Here is a 19,944-nt window from a genome sequence, read left to right as displayed (position 1 = left end):
GCATGGGCCCGCGTGAATCAACTGAGCCGGCGCGAAGGGCAGGGTTGCGCCGGGCGGAGGGGTCGCCGCGCTAATGCTTCAGCCGCGCGATCACCGCGACCGGGCCGCCGCCGGCGGGGCCCTGGTGCTCGGCACCTCCGGAGACGTAGACCGCGCCGGTGCCGGCAAGGCCCGCGATCAATCCACCGACGGCTGCGCGGGCGTGGCGCGTCGAGCTGATGTCGGTGTCCTCCAGCATGGTGTGGCGGAAGCCGCGCACGGCGCCGTTCGGCGAGGCCTCGGCCTTGGCGAAGATGTTGACGAGCTCGCGGCCCGGCTGCGGATCTGCACCAAACCCGACGCTCTTCAATGCCGCCATCACCGCCGGCGCATCGATGGCATCGTCCATCACGGCGTGCCCGATCTCGAACTCGCTCGCTGAAGCTGCGGAGTTGCCGAGCACGATGACGACGTTGTGCATCAGCTCGATACCGGAAGAGGTGGAGGCGACCTTCGAGAACAGATCGTAGCGCCGCAGCACGTCCTCGTCGCGGATGTCGGAGCCGATCTCACCAAGCGCGACCGCAACGCCGAGTGCGGAGGCGCCGCGCGAATAGGCCATCGAGGTGTAAGCGCTCGTCGTCGCCGTCTTTTTGCCGCGCCCGGCTGCTGCCTCGACGCGGTCGCTGGTGAGCAGCGGGCACTTGATCTGGACGAAATGGACGTCGGCAACGTCAGCGATGCCGGCATCCGCCATCGCGGCGCTCACGGCCTTGGCCGTCTCCGCGATCTGTGCCGTGCGGCCGAGCTCCTCAGGCAGAAAATCTCGCGTGTGTGCCATGCCGATGCTCATCCGCTTGCCGGAGATACCAGCCGGCCGCTGAGCGACCTCCTGCCGCGTGAACACTGTGATGTGCGGGCTCAGCACGCCCTCGGTGCCGCCGGACATCACGAAGGCGATCCGCTGCTCGACCTCGTGCGGCGTCAGGCCGAGCTTTGGCGCCAACGCCGTGCACAGCGCCGCCACGGCATATTCGCGGGTAAAGTCGTTGACGCCGCCATTGCCCTCGGTCTTGCCGAGGATGGCCAAAATCGCTGCCGGATCGATTGCGCCGGAGCCGATCATGGCCATGAGGCCGGAGACGTCGCCAGGGCCCGTGGTGGCGATCCTGATGACGCCGACCGTTGTCGTCCGCATGTCTGGTCCTTACATGGAGTTCGGTGGTCCGGCGTGTCAACCAGCCGTGGAACGGGGGCATATGTCAAGATGCAGCGGGTTGGTGCAGTAGCCCGGATTGCGTTGCGCTCCATCCGGGCTACGGGCCCGACGGGCAAAACATCTGCAAAACCTGTCAACCCGCCTGCATAAAAATATTCGACTTTACAGAAATTCGGAATTGGCGTATGTGTCGCGGTATCCCGGCTCATCCTTGAGGGGCGATCTCGTGTCGTCTTGATTGCGAGCCGGGCTTGCGGTGGACGCGGGCAGCGTCGGGTGCGAGAGGTGCGGGCAGGGCGGGTAGTCCCTGTGAGCCCGAAACCGCGTGCGGACGAACGGCGCTGCAAGGCTCGTCTCGCCTGTAAGTTTCCGGCTCCGTCGACAGGGCCGGGAAAACTGCGGCGAAAACGGCGGGCCGTGCGTACGGCAAAACCGTGTGGTCCTGGCCGTCGTTGCTACGGTCAAGCCTTTCGCGGAGATGTGCGCGAGCCCAACCGGGCAGACGGCATCGTCAATTCGCGGGGTGAGGGAGGCCAGAAGGAAAGTTCGGCTCCCGGGAGAGCACGGCATAAGCCGTCCGACCATCGCGCAGGGAAGGCCGAGTGATTGGCACCACCTGTATGCTGCTGTGCGGTCTCTTTGCGCTACCTTTCGCGCAGCAGACCGCGGGTGCGAGGTCAGCACCCGGTCTTCCCTGCGCCCTCTTGGATCAGAGGGTAACGCGACGAAGCAAAGCTCGGGCGAATTGAGCCGCGAGAAGGCGAAGGTGTGTCTGCGATTTGAATGCGAACTGGAGGACGACGATGTGGAGGAAGTATGCGCCTCATTCTCCTCTCGTGCCCCGGACGCAGCGCAGCGCCACTTGGGCGGTGCGCTGCAGAGCCGGGGCCCATCTCGCCGCGTGCCGTATCGCCTTCTGGGTCCCGGCTCTGCGCCGCGTCGCTTCGCGCTGCAGCGCGTCCGGGACACGAGCAATAATGACCGCGGCCCGCGCCACCCCCACGAATGTGGCGAGATCGCATCGCGTCAACAAAAAAATCCCTTGTCGACGGTTGCGCGCCGCATCTTGATGAATCAACCTCGGTTGGTCCATAAGCGGCGTCCCCCCGGCCGGGTTTCGGTACGGGGTGCGTGCTTGGAATAGAGGGATTCTCGCGTGGCGAATATCAACCAGAAAATTGCGCAGGAGCTTGGGGTTCGCTCGGAGCAGGTCGAGGCGGCGGTGACGTTGCTCGACGGCGGCGCCACGGTTCCCTTCATCGCCCGCTACCGCAAGGAAGCGACCGGTGCGCTCGACGACGCGCAATTGCGCACTCTGGAGGAGCGCCTGGTGTATCTGCGCGAGCTCGAAGACCGCCGCAAGGCGATCCTCGAATCGGTTCGCGAGCAGGGCAAGCTCGATGCCGCGTTAGAGGCCTCCATTCTCGCCGCCGACAGCAAGGCACGCCTCGAAGACATCTACCTGCCGTTCAAGCCGAAGCGCCGCACCAAGGCCGAGATCGCCAAGGAGGCCGGCCTCGAGCCGCTCGCCAATCGGCTGATGGCCGAGCCCGCCAACGATCCGAAGGTCGTGGCGGAGAACTTCATCAACGCCGAGAAGGGCGTTGCGGACGCTGCCGCTGCGCTGGACGGTGCCCGCGCCATCCTGGTCGAACGCTTCGACGAGGACGCCGATTTGATCGGCGCGTTGCGCGAGGAGATGTGGACCAATGCGCGCATGGCGTCGAAAGTGCGCGACGGCAAGAAGACCGAGGGCGAAAAGTTCGCCGACTATTTTGAATTCTCCGAGCCGCTGACAAAGCTGCCGTCGCACCGCATCCTCGCGATGTTCCGCGGCGAGAAGGAAGAGATCCTCGATCTCCAGATTCAGGCCGAGGCCGAAGCGCCGCCGGCGGGCGTGCCGGGCGCCTATGAGCTGAAGATCATGAAGCGGTTCGGCATCGCCGACCTCAAGCGCGCCGGCGACCGCTGGCTGATCGACACCGTGCGCTGGGCCTGGCGCACCAAGATCCAGGTGCATCTCAACATCGATCTGCGCATGCGGCTGTGGAACGCGGCCGAGACCGAGGCCGTGCGCGTATTCGCTTCGAATTTACGCGACCTGCTGCTGGCGGCGCCCGCCGGCACCCGCGCCACCATGGGTCTTGATCCCGGCTATCGCACCGGCGTCAAGGTTGCCGTCACCGACGCGACCGGCAAGGTGGTCGATACCGCCGTGATCTATCCGCACGAGCCGCAGCGGCAGTGGAACGAGGCGCTCGCGATCCTCGGCAAGCTCGCGCTGAAGCATCGCGTCGAGCTGATCGCGATCGGCAACGGCACGGCCTCGCGCGAAACCGACAAGCTCGCGGGCGATCTCGTCAAGGGGCTCGCCGAGCTGAAGATGTCCAAGATCGTGGTGTCGGAAGCGGGCGCGTCGGTCTATTCGGCGTCTGCCTTCGCCTCGGAGGAATTGCCTGATCTCGACGTCACCCTGCGCGGCGCGGTCTCGATCGCCCGCCGGCTCCAGGATCCGCTCGCCGAGCTCGTCAAGATCGAGCCCAAGGCGATCGGCGTCGGCCAGTATCAGCACGATCTCGGCCAGGCCAAGCTGGCGAAATCGCTCGATGCCGTGGTCGAAGATTGCGTGAACGCGGTCGGCGTCGACGTCAATACCGCCTCCGCGCCGCTGCTGGCGCGTGTGTCGGGCGTCGGCTCCGGCCTGGCCTCGAGCATCGTGGCGCATCGCGACGCCAACGGCCCGTTCAAGTCGCGCAAGGCGCTCAAGGAGGTGCCGCGGCTCGGCCCGAAGGCGTTCGAGCAGTGCGCCGGCTTCCTGCGCATCCTCGGCGGCGAGGACCCGCTCGACGCCTCCGGCGTGCATCCGGAAGCCTATCCGGTGGTGCGCCGCATCCTCAGCGCCACCAAGAGCGACATCAAGGCGCTGATCGGTAGCAGCGACATCGTGCGCACGCTGAAGCCGAAGGATTTCGTCGATGAGACCTTTGGTCTGCCGACCGTGACGGACATTTTGCGCGAGCTCGAAAAGCCCGGCCGCGATCCGCGCCCGGCGTTCAAGGCCGCGGTGTTCATGGACGGGGTCGAGGAGATCAAGCACCTCAAGAAGGGCATGATCCTCGAGGGCACCGTCACCAACGTCGCCGCCTTCGGCGCCTTCGTCGACATCGGCGTGCACCAGGACGGTCTCGTGCACATCTCGGCGATGTCGAAGACCTTCATCAAGGATCCGCGCGAGGTGGTGAAGCCCGGCGACATCGTCAAGGTCAAGGTGCTGGACTTCGAGGTCGCCCGCAAGCGCATCTCGCTGACCCTGCGGCTCGATGACGAGGTCGGCGCCAAGAAGGACGCCCCCGGCATGCAGCGCGACAACAGCTCGCGCAACAGCAGCCGCATGACGTCGTCGGCCCCGCGCAAGCAGGAATCCTCCGACGGCGGCGCGCTCGCCGAGGCAATGCGCCGCGCGGCGGAGAAGAACGGCGGCAAGCGCGCCTAGGATCTCTAACACCCGCGTCAGAATCTGGCGCATTTGTAAGTTGAAGGAGGGGGCTCCTTCTCCTCATCTGATCGTCCTCGTGCGGCGCGGTCACCGCCGCACTGCAAGGAGGATGGTTCGATGAACAACAGGCTTCTCAAAGGTCTCACCGCGGCGACGATCGTCGCAGTGATGGCGCTAGCTTCACCCGTGCTGGCCCGAGGTGGCGGCGGTGGTGGTGGAGGTCACGGCGGCGGCGGCTTCGGCGGCGGTGGTGGAGGCCACGGCGGCGGCTTCGGCGGTGGCGGGCACTTCGCTGGCGGCGGCATGGGCGGCATGGGCGGCATGCACGGCGGTGGCATGGGCGGCATGCACGCAGGTGGCTTCGGCGGCATGCATGCCGTTGGCATGGGTGGCGCGCACTTCGCTCATGTCGGCGGACCTGGCTTCAGCGGACCTGCCTTCGGCAGCGCCCGCTTCGCGCATGCGGCGATCGGGCCGCGCTTCGCCGGCGCCGGCTGGCATGGCAGGCCCTTCATCGGCCGCCATGCCTTCTTCTTCCGTCACCACCGCCGTTTCGCCGTGTTCGGCGCGCCCTATTACTACGCCAATTATTACGACGACGGTTGCTGGCGCAGGAACTGGACGCCTTATGGGTGGCAGTGGGTCAATGTGTGCGGAGACGGCTGGTACTAGCATTGCCGGACCGCACCATTGTCGCGATCGCCACCAGCTGGTTCCGCTCAGCCCCGGAACGGGATAGTCTGGTGGCGATCGTCGCGCGGAGTTTGTCATGACCGGAGGTCACCGCCGCATCCTGGTCGTCGAAGACGATCCGGAAACCGCAGGCCAGCTCGTCGAGGAATTGACGACCTCCGGCTACGAGGTCGATCTCGCCGCCACGGGCCGCGAGGCGCTGAGCCACAGCGCCGCCCGCGACTATGCCGTGATCACCATCGACCGCATGCTGCCCGACATCGACGGCATCGCCGTGATGCGGCAATTGCGCGATGACGGCATCGCCGCGCCGTTCCTGATCATCTCCGCACTCGGCGAGGTCGATGATCGTGTTCGCGGTTTGCGCGCCGGCGGCGACGACTACCTCGTCAAGCCGTTCTCCTTCGTCGAGCTGCTGGCGCGCCTCGAGGCGCTCGGCCGCCGCAGCGAGACCATCGCCAAGGAAACCGTCCTGAGGGTCGGCGATCTCGCCGTCGACCTGATCGCGCGCAACGCCAGCCGCCGCGGCCGCAAGATCCCGCTGCTGCCGCGCGAGTTCCAGCTGCTCGAATACCTCGTCCGCAACGAGGGCCGCGTGGTCTCCCGCGCGATGCTGCTTCAGCATGTCTGGGACCTGCATTTCGATCCCTCCACCAACATCATCGACGTCTATGTCGGGCGCGTCCGCCGCAAGGTCGACGATGCCCAGGCCTATCCGCTGATCCACACCATCCGCGGCATCGGATATTGCCTCCGTGCTCCTGGCTAAGACGCTTCGCTCCTCGACCTTCCGCCTGGCGCTGATCGCGATCGCGATCTTCGGCCTGATCGTCGCCGCGGTCATGGCCTATGTCTATTTCGGCACGCTCGCCTATGTGCGCAGCCGGGTCGGCGATATCGGCGATCACAGCGGCTTCATCGCCATGATCGAGCTTGCGATGATCGCGGTCGCCGCGCTGCTCGTGGTGCTGGCGGGCCTCGCGGCCGTGCTGGTGACGCGGCGCACGGTCGGGCGGATCGAGGAGATCAATGCCACCAGCCGCGCCATCATGCTGGCCGGCCTCGACCAGCGTATCCCCCTGCGCGGCAGCCACGACGAATGGGACCGCGTCGCCGAAAACCTCAACCAGATGCTCGATCGCATCGAGACGCTGATGGGCGAGGTCAAGCAGGTCAGCGACAATGTCGCCCACGATCTGCGCACGCCGCTGACGCGCATGCGCGGCCGGTTGGAAAAGGCCTATCACACCCCGCGCAACGGCGAGACGGATGCCGCCCTGATCGGCGACACCATCGCCGATCTCGATTCCGTGCTCGGCATGTTCGCCTCGATCACGCGGATCTCGGAGATCGAGACCCGCGCCCGCCGGAGCGCCTTTCGCGCGCTCAACCTCGCCGAGATCGCCGGCGAGGTCGCCGAGCTCTACGATGCCGCCGCCGAGCAGGTTGCGACCCGGCTCAGCCTCGACGGTGACCGCGAGGTGGCGGTGACCGGCGACCGCGACCTGCTGTTCGATGCCATCGCCAATCTCGTCGACAATGCGATCAAGCATGGCCGGGCGGGCGGGCGGGTGACCGTGACCTGCCGGAACGCGAGCGAGGGCGCGATGATTGTGATCGCCGATGACGGCCCGGGTGTTCCCACCGAGCAGCGCGATCACGTCTTCAAGCGCTTCTACCGGCTCGAGCAGAGCCGCTACACCCCGGGTAACGGCCTGGGCTTGAGCCTGGTCGCGGCCGTGGCCCGCCTCCATGGCGCCGAGATTGTGTTGCATGACAATGCGCCGGGCCTGACGGTCCAGCTCATCTTCCCGCCGCACCGGCCCGGCACCCAACTTGCATGATGGTACGGGTATTGAGTGAAAGTCCTGCAATGTCCCGCCTGCCTGACATCGTCATCACAAATGCCCGGATGCGCAGCCGCGAGATCGTCGATATTGCGATCACCGACGGTGTGATCACGGCGATCGGCAGCCGGCTCGATCCCGGCGCGCAATCCGTCATCGATGCCAAAGGCGGCCTGGTGACGCCGGCCTTCGTCAATCCGCATTTGCATCTCTGCAAGGTCTGGACTTTGCCGATGATGTCGGAGGCTGCGCTCGAGGCCTATCAGGGCGGTGACATGACCGAGGCGGCGAAGGCGATCGAGCTCGCCGCGGTGGTGAAGAGCAATTACGACGCCTCCTGGATCATTCCGAACGCGCGGCGCGCAGTGGCGCTGGCGGCGCTCCACGGCAATCTCCACATCCGCGCCTTCGCCGATGTCGACACCAAGGCGCGGCTCGAAGGCGTCAAGGCGCTGCTTGCGATCCGCGAGGAGTTTCGCGGCATCGTCGAGATCCAGGTCGTCGCCTTTCCGCAGGACGGCCTGTTGCGCGAACCCGGCGCCGACGACCTGATGCGCAAGGCGATGGCGTTAGGCGCCGATGTCGTGGGCGGCATTCCCTGGATCGAGGCCGACGAGCAGGGCATGCGTCGCCATATCGACTTCTGCTTCGACCTCGCGGCCGAGCACGGCGCCGACATTTCGATGCTGCTGGACGATGTCGGCGATGCCAATATGCGCACGCTCGACATGATGGCCCGCGCGGTGATCGCGCGCGGCGTCGAGGGCCGGGCGCTGGCCCATCATTGCCGGGCGATGGCGCTCTATCCCAAGAATTACCTTCGCGAGCTGATGGCCCTGCTCGGGAAGGCCCGCATCAGCGTCGTCAGCGATCCCCACACCGGCCCGCTGCATGCGCGGGTCGAGGAACTGCTCGATGCCGACATCAACGTTGCGCTCGGCCAGGACGACATTTCCGACGCCTATTATCCGCTCGGCCGCAACAACATGCTGGAGGTGGCCTTCCTCGCATCGCACTTGCTGTGGATGACCAAGAAGAGCGAGCTTGAGACCCTCTACGACATGATCACCACGCGCGCTGCGGCTGCGATGAACCTGGAACGCTATGGTCTTGGTCTCGGCTGTGACGCCAATCTGGTCGTCCTCGATCAGGGCGACGTCACCGAGGCGTTGCGCTTCCACACGCCGCCCCGCATCGTCATCAGCCATGGCCGCGTCGTCGATATGAATCGCATGCGCGCGCTGGCACAGACCACCGTCGATGCCTGACGTGTGCAGTTCAGAGCTCGATCACGCCGCGCCGCGCTGCGTGTGCGACCGCATCGGTGCGGCCGGTGGCATCCAGCTTGTCGAGCAGCGAGCCGACATGGAATTTCACGGTGTGGACGGAGATGTTGAGCTGGCGCGCGATCATCTTGTTGGAGGCGCCTTCCGCCATCAGCGCCAGCACGTCGAGCTCGCGCTGGGTCAGCGCAATGTCCTCGGGCATGCTGCGCGGATCGCGGGCGACCACGGTCACCGTGGCCTGCTCGCCGGGCGCAGCAAGGCGAAGCCCCGCGACGCTGCCGAGCAGTGTCGCGAGGCGACCGGCCAGCGCAGGATCGTCGATCTCCAGCGACAGGATGATCTCGGGCGTCTTGTCGTCGCTCACGCCTCCGGCCTCTCGCCGACGGTGACCTTGAAGCTGACGGGCTCACCGCCGCGGCGCACCGCGACATCGACCACCGTGCCGACGGTCGCCGGTCCCAGCGTTCGCACCAGCGCGCGCACGCCGGAGAGTTTTTGGTCGTTGACCGCCACGATCACGTCGCCCTGGCGGATGCCGGCTGCGGCCGCGGGGCCGGCCTTGTCGACATTCATCACCATGGCGGCGACGCCGTCGTCCAGCCGCACCGGCTGGAGCCCGAGCCCGAGATATCCGCGGGCGATGCGGCCCCGCGTCTCGAGCTGGGCCGCGACGCGCTCGATCGTCGCCGTTGGAATCACCAGCACCCGCCGCGGCCCGAGCACGGCCATGCCGAAGGCCTCGCCTCCCGCGTCGAGCGCCAAGCCGCCTTCCTGGCTTGAACGCAGGCGGACGTCGAGCTCGATCCGCGCATCGATGTCGCCGCCGCGCAGGGAGCGCCAGCTCTTGCCCGACGTCGACACCATCCCCAGCGTCGCGCTCGGCGCATCGCGGTTGGTGGCAACGACGACCGACAGCGTGCCGAGAGCCGGGACGGTGGCCGAAAGCTTGACCGCGGCAATGCCGGTATCGGCACGGAGCAGCGCGATATCGGTGGTATGGTCGCGGCCGGCGATGGTGGCGGTCACGCTGCGGCCATCGGCCAGGCCGATCTCGACCTCACCCTCATCGGCCAGCGCCTCGTCGGCGGTGACGATCAGCCCTTGCTTCCAGACGAAGCCGGTTGAGCGGGAGCGGTGCGAGTGCACGGAGACGATGGACGGCGCGGCGCGCGCCACCACATCCGCGAGCGCGGATGAAAGTGAGGACAGGGTGGGGTCGGTCATGGAATGCTCCTGTAAGCTGCCCTCAATCTGGGATGTCACGGCCGATTGCGAAACTGGCCGGGTGGTCAGGACCGGTCCCCGTAGGCCACGGCCGACGAACATGTGATTGGGAGCGCCTCACGGGAACGTGTAGCAATCGCGGAATTGCGCCGTACGGCCTTAACTGTTTCAGCGAGCCCCGACCGATGACCATCGATCTCACCCGCCGCACCTTGCTTCATCTCGCCGGCGCGACCTCGCTCGCTGCGGCCGCCGCAGCCGCGGCACGCGCCGAGGGGAATCCGCAAGGCGGCGGTCCGACCTACGCCAGCCGCACCCCGATGCGGGTCGGCATGGTCACGCTCCGGGTGAAAAATCTCGATACGGTGGCCGATTACTACCGCGACGTGATCGGGCTCACCGTGATGGAGCGCTCGGCGACCGCCGCGAAGCTCGGCACTGCCGGCATCACGCTGCTCGTGCTGGAGGCGCGTCCCGATGCCGCGATCGAGCCGCGCAACGCCGCCGGCCTCTACCACACCGCGTTCCTGACGCCGACGCGCAAGGACCTCGCGCGCTGGCTGGTGCATGCGGCCTCGCATCGCGTGCCGCTCACGGGCTTTGCCGATCATCTCGTCAGCGAATCCGTCTATCTCGACGATCCCGAAGGCAACGGCATCGAGGTCTACGCCGACCGCGATCCCTCGCAATGGCAATGGAGCGAGGGCAGCGTGAAGATGGCGACCGACGAGCTCAATATTCCTGACCTGTTGTCGCTGACCAATCCCCGCATTCCCGACTATGCCAAGGCGCCGGACGGAATGCGCGTCGGCCACATGCATCTGCGTGTCGGCGATCTCGCCGAGGCCGAGCGCTTTTATCACGGCACCGTCGGCCTCGACCCGACCCGCAAGCGCAACGGCGCCGCGTTCCTGTCGTCGGGCCGTTATCATCACCACCTCGGCATGAATGTCTGGCAGAGCCAGGGCGCCGGCCAACGCGACGAGCAGACGACGGGGCTCGCCTGGTTCTCGCTGGTGACGGCGAAGCAGGACATCCTCGCCGCGCAGGAAGAGCGCCTGCGCAAGGGCGGCACGACAGTCACGACGCTTGCGGATGGCGTCGAGGCGATCGATCCCTGGGGAACGCGGGTGCGGCTGCTGAAGGTCTGAGCGAGCGGCTCAGAGCTCGCGATAATCCCGCTCGCCGGTCTCGGGTCGCATGAACACGGCGACGCGCTTGTTGGTTTCGGGGTCGATGAAGCGTTCACCGGTGTCGACCCAGCCGGGCCCGAGCGGCTGCTTCGAGGCCGGCTTGTAGCGCCTGTCGTAGATCAGGCTTGCGATCAGGCCGATCCCGATGAAGGTCAGCGGCACGCCGAACGGAAAGAAATGACCGGCGACGAGCAGCACGATTGCGATCAGGAGCGCGGCAATGCCGATCGGCAAGGACATGCTCCCGATCCTAGCGTGACACCGGCTCGATGACGACGGCCGTCCCGTAGGCGACGATCTCGCTCATGGTCTGGCCGATCTCGGCGGAATCGAACCGCATCATCACGATCGCGTTGGCGCCCATCGCGGTGGCGTTCTCGACCAGGCGATCGATGGCGTGGCGGCGCGCGTCCTCCAGAAGCCGCGTATATTCCGGAATCTCGCCGCCGACGATGGAGCGCAGGCCGGCAACGATATTGCCGCCAAGCCCGCGGCTGCGGACGACGATGCCAAAGCACTGGCCCAGCGTCCGGACCACGCGGTGGTTCGCGACGTTCTCGGTGGTGACGATCAACATGTGGCTTCCCTGCCTGGTTGCACGCCACGATTAGTCCGCGCCGCCACTGGTCCGGTTCATTCCCACTAATGCCGAAGTACCGGCCTTGCGGCCGTGCCCAGGACATTGTCCCAGCGGTAGGAATAGCCGACACCGATAATGTAATCCGGCGAATTGCGGTTGAGGCCGAACGCCAGATGGAAGTCGACTTGCCCGGTCCGGTTCAGGAGATAGCCGCCGCCGACATTAAGCAGCGACGTGTTCGCGCCGCGCGAGGGAGTGTCACCGACATATTCGACGAACAGGGCCAGTCTTTCGGTGACCTTCCGCTCGATCACGAAGGTCGCTTCGCTGGTCTGGCGGCTGGCGAGATCCGATGGGCGAAAGAAGCTCGTGATCATGCCGCTGATGCCCCAGCCGCCGCCGAGCTCATAGGACCAGGGGACTTGCACATAAGGCTGCAAACCCGCGCCGGTGATCGCTTGCGTGCCGGTCGGCAGGCCGACGCCGAACACCAGTGAGAGGTTGGCTGGCTCGGGCAGTCCGCTGACCTGCCATTTCGCGGCGGGGGTTACATTGGTGAAACCGGTGTCGACCGCGCCCGTCAGCCGGCCGACATAGCTCGGGATGTCGACAAGTACTTCGAGGCATGGCGCGACACCGAACCGGAGGCGGCTGTTGCTGCCATCAAATCCCTTGCCGGCGCTTTGGCCGGAGGTGTTGAACCCGTTCTCGCTCTGGACGCTGCCTGTGGGCACGACGAGGCTGGAATTGGTCACGTCGGGACGATCGGTCGCGATCTCCGATTGCGGCGATGGGCATTCGCCGGCCTGCGCCATGCCGGGACACAGGGCAATTGCCAAAGCCGCAAATGCGCTCTTCGAAGGCTGTTTGCTTGCTGGCAATATTGCCCCGTGATAGCAGGCGCTGGATCGCGCGCTGTCCGACCAGATTGGCTCTCACCGGAGTTTATTCCCGACATGGCTGAATTTCGCGGCGTCTTTCCCTATCTGGTCTCGCCCGTCGATGCCGATGGCGCAGTGCTCACGAAGGTGCTCGGGCAACTCTGCGAGGATCTGATCGGGGCCGGCGTGCACGGGCTGACGCCGCTCGGCTCGACCGGCGAGTTCGCCTATCTCAGCGCCGCGCAGCGCATGGCGATCGTACAGACCGCGATCGAGACTGCGAAGAGCCGCGTGCCGGTCGTGGCCGGCGTCGCCTCGACCTCGACGGCGGACGCGGTGGCGCAGGCAAAGGCCTATCAGCAGCTCGGCGCCGACGGCATTCTGGCGATCCTGGAAGCCTATTTCCCGCTCGCCGACGCCCAGGTCGAATCCTACTTCCGCAGCATTGCCGACGCCGTGGACATTCCCGTCGTCATCTACACCAATCCGCAATTCCAGCGTTCGGACCTGACCCTCGATGTCATCACGCGCCTCGCCGAGCATCCGCGCATCGGCTACATCAAGGATGCCTCGACCAACACCGGCCGGCTGCTCTCGATCATGAATCGCTGCGGCGATGCCTTGCGCGTGTTCTCGGCCTCCGCCCATATCCCGGCCGCGGTGATGCTGATTGGTGGGCTCGGCTGGATGGCAGGACCGGCCTGCATCATTCCGCGCCAGAGCGTCGCCCTCTATGACCTCTGCAAGGCCGGCCGCTGGGACGAGGCCATGGGCCTCCAGCGCAGGCTGTGGCGGATCAACGAGGCCTTCGCCCGCTTCAACCTCGCGGCCTGTATCAAGGCCGGTTTGACCATCCAGGGCTATGACGTCGGCGAACCCGTGCCGCCACAGGCCGCGCTGACGGCTGATGCGCGCAAGGTGGTCGAGGCGGCCCTGCGGGAGCTCGCCTAGCGCCATCTCCGGCATGACGAATCCATGGTCCCGCCGCCCAAAAGCGCGGCTGGTCTCACCTGCCTCGATCCGCTAAAAGGCAGCCCGCATTTCAAGAGACCTTAAGGACCCAGCGGAATGAACATTCTTCCCGGCAATCTGCGTTTCGGAGCGGGCCAGCCCGTCAAGCGTTTGGAAGACCAGCGGCTGCTTACCGGGAAGGGGCAGTTCATCGACGACAAGCCGGAGGACGGCGCGCTGTGGTTGCACGTGCTGCGCTCGCCGCATGCCCACGCCAAGATCGTCTCGATCGACACCGGCGCGGCAGCCGAGATGCCCGGCGTCACCGCGATCTACACCGGCGCTGACTTGATCAAGGACGACGTCGGCACCATTCCGACCTTGAGCATCTTCAAGCGTCCGGATGGCAAGCCGATGACGGTGCCGCCGCGTCGGCTGCTCGCCCATGAGATCGTGCGCTACACCGGTGAGGCTGTGGCCGCGGTCGTCGCTTCCTCGCGTGCTGAGGCGCAGAGCGCGGCCGAAGCGATCGTTATTGAGTACGACGTGCAGCCGGCGGTGGTCGATCCGGTTGAGGCCGTGATGCCCGGCGCGCCGGTGGTGTGGCCGGATGCACCCGACAACATCGTCGGAGCGATGAGCTATGGCGATGCCGCCAAGGTAGACGAGGCGTTTGCCCGCGCCGCGCATACCGTCGAGCTCGACCTCGTCAGCCAGCGCCTTGTTCCATCTGCGATGGAGCCACGCTCGACCATTGCCGAGATCGACAAGACAACTGGCCGCTTGTTGCTGCATGTGCAGTCACAGACCCCGGCCTCGACCCGCGACGTGCTGGCTGAGGCCGTGCTGAAGCGTCCGAAGGACAGCGTGCGTGTGATGGTCGGCGACATCGGCGGCGGCTTTGGCCAGAAGACCAACCTTTATCCCGAGGACGGCATCGTCGCCTATGTCGCGACCAAGCTGAACAAGAAGATCCGCTGGCGCGGCGATCGCACCGACGAGTTTGTCGGCGGCACTCACGGCCGCGATCTCACCTCGACCGCGTCCTTCGCACTGGACGAGAAGGGCAAGGTGCTGGCCTATCGGGTCAGGTCGATAGGTTGCACCGGCGCGTATTCCTCGGGTGCGGGCAACATCATTCCGCTGGTACTTGGGCCGTTCGTGCAGACCGGCGTCTATGATCTCCCGCTGGTGCATTTCGAGATCAAGTCGGTGATGACCCACACCGCGCCGGTCGGCGCCTATCGCGGCGCGGGCCGCCCTGAAGCGGTGTTCATCGTTGAGCGCCTGTTCGACGCAGCCGCGCGAAAAATTGGCATGGATCCGCGCGCGATCCGCAAGGCAAACTACATCAAGCCGGCGCAGCTCCCCTACACCAACGCGGCGGGCCAGGTTTACGATTCCGGGGCCTTCAGCCACATGCTCGACCGCGCCGTCAAGCTTGCCGATTGGGACGGCTTTGACGCGCGCAAGAAGGCGGCGAAGAAGAAGGGCCTGCTCTATGGCCGTGGGCTTACCTCCTATATCGAATGGACCGGCGGCCGCGCCCACACCGAGAAGGTCAGCCTGCACGCGACCTCGCAGGGTCGTGTCATCCTGCACTCTGGCACCATGGCGATGGGGCAGGGGCTGCAGACCACCTACACCCAGATGATCTCGGACACGCTTGGCATTCCCCTCGACAAGATCGACGTCGTGCAGGGCGACACCGATCTCGCCACGGGTTTTGGCAGCGTCGGCTCGCGCTCGCTATTCGTTGGCGGCACGGCCGTGGCCGTCTCCTCCAACGACATGATCCAGAAGGCGCGCGAGAAGGCGGCGAACGTGCTCGAGACCTCGGTCGAGGACATCGAATATCAGGGCGGCATGCTGACGGTGGTCGGCACCGACCGCCGCATCAGCCTTTTCGATCTCGCCGAGAAGGAGAGCGGGGCAAAGCTCAGCGTCGATTCCGAAGGCGAGGTCGACGGACCGAGCTGGCCGAACGGCACGCATATCTGCGAGGTCGAGATCGATCCTGAGACCGGCGTCTCCCGCGTCGTGCGCTACACGACCGTTGACGACGTCGGCGTCGCCGTAAATCCGATGCTGGTCACCGGCCAGATCCATGGCGGCGTCGCGCAGGGCATCGGCCAGGCGCTGTACGAGGGCGTCTCCTATGACGCCGACGGCCAGCTCCTCACCGCAAGCTATCAGGACTACTGCATCCCGCGCGCCGATGACGTTCCGCCGATCGTGGTGACGCTGGATGATTCCGCGCCCTGCCGCACCAATCCGCTCGGCGCCAAGGGCTGCGGCGAATCCGGCGCCATCGGCGGTCCGCCCTGCGTCACCAACGGCGTGATGGACGCGCTCGCCGAGCTCGGCATCACCCAGCTCAACACGCCGCTGACGCCGCAGAAGATCTGGAAGGCGATCATGGAGGCGAAGGCTGTATAGGCTCAGCCTGCGCTGCCGAGGCAAACTCAACGCGTCGTCCCGGCGAAGGCCGGGACCCATAACCACCGAGTCCAATTTGGTGAAGACCGGCGGCGACCAGCTTCGCGCCACAACTCCTCCCCGGAGTATGGGTCCCGGCCTTCGCCGGGACGACACCGTGTGGTGCCAGCGCGGCCTAAATCCCCAGCATCATCTTCGCAATGATATCCCGCTGGATCTCCGATGTGCCGCCGAAGATCGTATAGGCCCGGCCGTTGAGATATTCCGGCACCACCGTCAGCATCTCCTCCGGCACCGCCGGCTCGTGGTTGAGCTTGTAGAGCGGCCGCATCGGCTCGACCGCGAGTGCGTCGTGGCCGATCACGTCGGCCCCCAGCCGCGTCACCGCCTGGCGGATCTCGCTGTTGCGCAGCTTCAGGATCGACGACACCGCGCCGGGATTTTGTCCGGTCTGGAGCGCGGAGAGTACGCGCAGCTCGGTCATCTCCAGCGCGTCGATATCGACCTCGACCTCGGAAATACGGATGGCGATATCGGGGCTGTCGATGGCGCGTCCGGTCAAATCGGATTCAGCCAGCTCCGCAATCGCCTTCAGCCCCTCGCGCAGCTTGGCTGACGCGATGCCGGAGCCGCGCTCGAACTCGAGCAGGTATTTGCCGTAGGTCCAGCCCTTGCCCTCCTCGCCGACGCGGTTGGCGACCGGCACCCGCACGTCGTCGAAGAACACCTGGTTGACCTCGTGATCACCGCCGATGGTCAGGATCGGCCGCGTCGTGATCCCCGGCGTCTTCATGTCGATCAGGACAAAACTGATGCCATCCTGCTGCCGCGGCCCCTCGCCGGTGCGCACCAGCGCGAACATGCGGTTGGCGTGATGCGCATGCGTCGTCCAGATTTTTGTGCCGTTGATGATGTAGTCGTCGCCGTCGCGCACCGCGCGCGTCTTCAGCGAGGAGAGATCGGAGCCGGAGCCCGGCTCGGAATAACCCTGGCACCAATAGTCCTCGCCGGAAAGGATGCGCGGCAGGTAGAAGTTCTTCTGCTCCGGCGAGCCGAAGCCGATGATGACGGGCCCCACCATCTTCACGCCCATCACATTGACATTCGGCACGCCGGCACGCGCGGATTCGGTCTCGAAGATCCAACGTTGCGCCGGCGTCCAGTCCGGTCCGCCATGGTCGACCGGCCAGCCCGGTGCGCCCCAACCCTGCTTGTGCAGCGCGCGCTGCCAGGCCATGCCGATATCGGGATCGGAAAACACCGACGGCGTCAGCGCGGTCGCGCGCTTCATCTCCTCGGTAAGATTTCTGGCGATGAAGCCGCGCACCTCGTCCTGGAAGGCGCGCTCCTCGGCATTGAAGGACAGATCCATGATGCGCTCCTCTTGTCAGGCCAGCACAGGCGTGCGGCCAAGCTCGGCATGACGGCGGTAGTGATGCGCGCTGCCGCCGAACAGCGTGTCGAAGGCGACCAAGCGCTTGAAATAGGCGCCGACCTCGAGCTCCTCGGTGACGCCCATGCCGCCGTGAAGCTGGATCGACTGCTCGCCGACGAAGCGCGCGCATTTGCCGATCTTCGCTTTCGCGCCTGACGCGGCGCGGGCACGCTCGACCGGCGGGCTATCTGCCTTCAGCGCGGCGCGCAGCGCCATCGAGCGCGCCTCGTCGACCTGCATCGCCATGTCGGCGAGGCGGTGGCGGATCACCTGGTTGGCCGACAGCGGCCTGCCGAATTGCTTCCGGATCTTGGTGTATTCCAGCGTCGTATCGACCAGCGTCTGCATGATGCCGACGGCCTCCGCGCCGAGCGCGGCCATGGCGCGATCGATCGCCCATTCGATCGCCGGCAGCGCATCGTGGTCATCGCCGAGCAGGGAATCTTCAGCCAGTTGCACGTCCGACAGCTCGATGTTGCAGGCCCGGCCGCCGCCAAGCCGCGCATAGTCGGAGATCGCAAGGCTTGGCGTCTGCGCCGGCACCAGGAACAGTCCGATTCGTCCCGACGGCCCATGATGATCGTGAATTTGCGCGGACACGATGATCTCATCGGCGGCATGACCGTCGAGCACCGCGATCTTGCTGCCGGAAAGCCGCCAGCCCTGCGCGGTCCTGTTGGCGGTGCTGGTAACCTTCGCGAGATCGAACCGCGCGGCGCGTTCGGAATGCGCGAGCGCGAGCTTCAGCGATCCATCTGCGATCTTCGGCAGCAGCGCCTGCTTCTGCGCCGTGCTGCCGCATCTGTCGATCAGTGCTGCACCCAGCACCACGGTCGCGATATACGGCTCGGAGACCAACCCGCGGCCGAACGCTTCCATTAGAATGCCGATCTCGACCGCGCCGCCACTGAGCCCGCCAAACTCTTCCGCGATCGGCAGCGCCAGCCAGCCGAGCTCGGCGAACTGCTTCCACACCGACGGGCTGAAGCCGAGCGGGTCGTTCGCCATTTTGCGGCGATGATCGGCGTCGTAGCTCTCGGCCACGAAGCGTTCGGCGCTCTCGCGCAGCAGCCGCTGCTCGTCACTGGGATTGAGGTCCATTGCTCTTACTCCGCGGCCGCCGGCGGCTTGCGCACGGAGGGATGCAGTCCGGATGGATCGACCACCATGCCGAACTCCTGAAGATTATGGGCGTGACAGAGCTGATGCAGCGCAAAGGCCTGGTCGATCGCGGCGGGCTGGCCCATCACGTCGACCGAACGGTTGACGGCTTCCTTGGTCAGTTTCAGCGCGAAGGACGGTTTTGATGCGATCTTGCGCGCCAACCCCAGCACGCGCGAGGACAGCTCGGCGCGCGGCACGACCTGATTGACCATGCCGAGTTGATGCGCCTCTTGCGCACTCCAGCTGTCGGCGGTGAACAGAAACTCCTTGGCCTTGCGCGGACCCAACTCCCAGGGGTGCACGAACCACTCGACACCGCAGACGCCCATCGTCACGACGGGGTCGCAAAATTGCGCGTCGTCGCTGGCAATAATGAGGTCGCAGGCCCAGGCCAGCATCAGGCCTCCCGCAATGCACTTGCCGTGCACCTCGGCAATCGTCGGCTTGGCGAGATTGCGCCAGCGCCGCGTGATCTGGAGATAGATTTCCTGCTCGCGCGCGAAGCGGCCATGAGCATTGGCCTCCGCAAAGCCGCCCCAATTTCCGATCGGCAGAAAATCGACGCCGGCGGCGTTCTTGCCGACCGGGCGCAGGTCATGACCGGACGAGAAGTGCGGCCCGTTGCCGGCGAGGATGATCACCTTGACCGAATCGTCCTGCACCGCCGCATCGAAGGCGGCGTTGAGGTCGTAGGTCATTTGCAAATTCTGGGCGTTGCGCGCATCGGGCCGGTTCATCACGATCCGGGTAATCGCCGGCTCCGGCCGCTCCACGAGGATGGTCTCGAACGAGGACATCGCGTTCCCCTCAGCGTTTCCATATCGTCTTGTTATTTCCTTGAGTTGACTATGTCGGCCGATGATAGGCAAGAGGCTTGCGTAAATCGGCTGCTTTTCGTCGCCAATCTGATAGGTTGCGCCCGATTCCACCGGGAGAAATTTGATGCGCAAGATCCTCACCGTGCTGGCGGCGCTGGCCTCGCTCAGCCTGACCAATTGCGGCTACAACGCGATCCAGAGCGAGGACGAGCAGATCAAGGCCAACTGGTCGGAGGTCGTGAATCAGTATCAGCGCCGCGCCGATCTCGTGCCCAACCTCGTCAACTCGGTGAAGGGCTTTGCGCAGCAGGAGAAGGACGTGTTGCTGGGCGTCACCAATGCCCGCGCCAAGGTCGGCAGCATTCAGGCGACGCCGGAGGTGTTGAACGATCCCGCCGCGCTCCAGAAATTCCAGGCCGCCCAGGGCGAGCTCTCCAGCGCGCTGTCGCGGCTCCTGGTCGTCACCGAAAACTATCCTCAGCTCAAATCGGACGCCCTGTTCAAGGATCTGATGTCGCAGCTCGAAGGCACAGAGAACCGCATCACGGTGGCGCGCAACCGCTACATCAAGTCGGTGCAGGACTATAACGTCACGATTCGCTCGTTCCCGAGCAACCTCACGGCGATGATGTTCGGCTACAAGGAGAAGCCGAATTTCACGGTCGAGAACGAGAAGGAGATCTCGACCGCACCGAAGGTCGATTTCAACCCCGCGCCTGCGCCGTCGAAGTAAGCGCGT

General features: G+C 65.8%; 18 protein-coding genes. 9 read left to right on the top strand and 9 right to left on the bottom strand.

All coding sequences use genetic code 11. The annotated features are described in order from the left end of the window. Positions 1–70: 70 nt before the first annotated feature. Positions 71–1,177: a cyanuric acid amidohydrolase gene (gene atzD / locus IC761_RS29235; RefSeq protein ID WP_195800131.1), complete on the bottom strand. Its 1,107-nt coding sequence runs from the start codon at positions 1,175–1,177 to the stop codon at positions 71–73. 1,177 nt (positions 1,178–2,354) lie between these two features. Between atzD and IC761_RS29230 the strand changes: the two genes are divergently transcribed. The 5 genes from IC761_RS29230 (at position 2,355) to IC761_RS29210 (ending at position 8,502) form a co-directional block, all read left to right on the top strand. After that, entirely contained in the window at positions 2,355–4,691 is a 2,337-nt protein-coding gene (locus IC761_RS29230) for a Tex family protein (RefSeq protein WP_195800130.1), read from the top strand. A gap of 120 nt (positions 4,692–4,811) precedes the next feature. After that, a complete protein-coding gene (locus IC761_RS29225) occupies positions 4,812–5,366 on the top strand; it encodes a hypothetical protein (protein WP_195800129.1) in 555 nt (184 codons plus the stop codon). A 97-nt stretch (positions 5,367–5,463) separates the two neighbouring features. Continuing rightward, a complete protein-coding gene (locus IC761_RS29220) occupies positions 5,464–6,156 on the top strand; it encodes a response regulator transcription factor (RefSeq protein ID WP_195800128.1) in 693 nt (230 codons plus the stop codon). Continuing rightward, positions 6,143–7,231, top strand: coding sequence for a sensor histidine kinase (locus tag IC761_RS29215; protein WP_195800127.1), 1,089 nt, complete (start codon positions 6,143–6,145; stop codon positions 7,229–7,231). Before IC761_RS29220 ends, IC761_RS29215 begins: the two co-directional genes overlap by 14 nt. A 29-nt stretch (positions 7,232–7,260) precedes the next feature. Beyond that, positions 7,261–8,502, top strand: a complete 1,242-nt coding sequence (locus tag IC761_RS29210; protein WP_246791350.1) for an amidohydrolase family protein — start codon at positions 7,261–7,263, stop codon at positions 8,500–8,502. Positions 8,503–8,512: 10 nt separating this feature from the next. Here the strand turns inward: IC761_RS29210 and IC761_RS29205 are convergent, their stop codons facing one another. Beyond that, the gene (locus tag IC761_RS29205) at positions 8,513–8,884 is read right to left on the bottom strand and encodes a response regulator transcription factor (protein WP_195800125.1); all 372 of its coding nucleotides are present in this window, start codon (positions 8,882–8,884) and stop codon (positions 8,513–8,515) included. Next, entirely contained in the window at positions 8,881–9,744 is an 864-nt protein-coding gene (locus tag IC761_RS29200) for a S1C family serine protease (RefSeq protein WP_195800124.1), read from the bottom strand. The genes IC761_RS29205 and IC761_RS29200 overlap by 4 nt, the downstream gene beginning before the upstream one ends. A gap of 185 nt (positions 9,745–9,929) precedes the next feature. Here IC761_RS29200 and IC761_RS29195 point away from each other — a divergent pair, with 185 nt between their 5' ends. Next, positions 9,930–10,895, top strand: coding sequence for a VOC family protein (locus IC761_RS29195; RefSeq protein ID WP_195800123.1), 966 nt, complete (start codon positions 9,930–9,932; stop codon positions 10,893–10,895). 9 nt (positions 10,896–10,904) lie between these two features. Here the strand turns inward: IC761_RS29195 and IC761_RS29190 are convergent, their stop codons facing one another. From IC761_RS29190 to IC761_RS29180, 3 genes are all read right to left on the bottom strand, one after another. Beyond that, positions 10,905–11,177: a hypothetical protein gene (locus IC761_RS29190; RefSeq protein ID WP_195800122.1), complete on the bottom strand. Its 273-nt coding sequence runs from the start codon at positions 11,175–11,177 to the stop codon at positions 10,905–10,907. A gap of 10 nt (positions 11,178–11,187) precedes the next feature. Next, on the bottom strand, positions 11,188–11,514 hold the full coding sequence (locus IC761_RS29185) for a heavy metal-binding domain-containing protein (protein WP_195800121.1): 327 nt from the start codon (positions 11,512–11,514) through the stop codon (positions 11,188–11,190). A gap of 65 nt (positions 11,515–11,579) precedes the next feature. Continuing rightward, positions 11,580–12,356: a transporter gene (locus IC761_RS29180; protein ID WP_246791349.1), complete on the bottom strand. Its 777-nt coding sequence runs from the start codon at positions 12,354–12,356 to the stop codon at positions 11,580–11,582. Between the two features lie 117 nt (positions 12,357–12,473). On the opposite strand from IC761_RS29180, the gene IC761_RS29175 reads away from it, so the two are divergent. Beyond that, positions 12,474–13,349: a dihydrodipicolinate synthase family protein gene (locus IC761_RS29175; RefSeq protein WP_195800120.1), complete on the top strand. Its 876-nt coding sequence runs from the start codon at positions 12,474–12,476 to the stop codon at positions 13,347–13,349. Positions 13,350–13,466: 117 nt separating this feature from the next. Continuing rightward, on the top strand, positions 13,467–15,788 hold the full coding sequence (locus IC761_RS29170; protein WP_195800119.1) for a xanthine dehydrogenase family protein molybdopterin-binding subunit: 2,322 nt from the start codon (positions 13,467–13,469) through the stop codon (positions 15,786–15,788). A gap of 175 nt (positions 15,789–15,963) precedes the next feature. Here IC761_RS29170 and IC761_RS29165 read toward each other — a convergent pair whose 3' ends face one another. From IC761_RS29165 to IC761_RS29155, 3 genes are read right to left on the bottom strand one after another with little or no spacing between them, the layout of a single operon-like run. After that, a complete protein-coding gene (locus IC761_RS29165) occupies positions 15,964–17,160 on the bottom strand; it encodes an acyl-CoA dehydrogenase family protein (RefSeq protein WP_195800118.1) in 1,197 nt (398 codons plus the stop codon). Between the two features lie 15 nt (positions 17,161–17,175). Next, complete coding sequence (locus IC761_RS29160) at positions 17,176–18,324, bottom strand: acyl-CoA dehydrogenase family protein (RefSeq protein WP_195800117.1); 1,149 nt, start codon at positions 18,322–18,324, stop codon at positions 17,176–17,178. Between the two features lie 5 nt (positions 18,325–18,329). Continuing rightward, on the bottom strand, positions 18,330–19,184 hold the full coding sequence (locus IC761_RS29155; protein WP_195800116.1) for an enoyl-CoA hydratase: 855 nt from the start codon (positions 19,182–19,184) through the stop codon (positions 18,330–18,332). 145 nt (positions 19,185–19,329) lie between these two features. Between IC761_RS29155 and IC761_RS29150 the strand changes: the two genes are divergently transcribed. After that, the gene (locus IC761_RS29150) at positions 19,330–19,938 is read left to right on the top strand and encodes a LemA family protein (protein WP_195800115.1); all 609 of its coding nucleotides are present in this window, start codon (positions 19,330–19,332) and stop codon (positions 19,936–19,938) included. Positions 19,939–19,944: the final 6 nt, after the last annotated feature.

This window comes from Bradyrhizobium commune, assembly GCF_015624505.1.
GTDB lineage: Bacteria > Pseudomonadota > Alphaproteobacteria > Rhizobiales > Xanthobacteraceae > Bradyrhizobium > Bradyrhizobium commune.
This window is presented reverse-complemented; position numbering and strand designations above follow the sequence as displayed.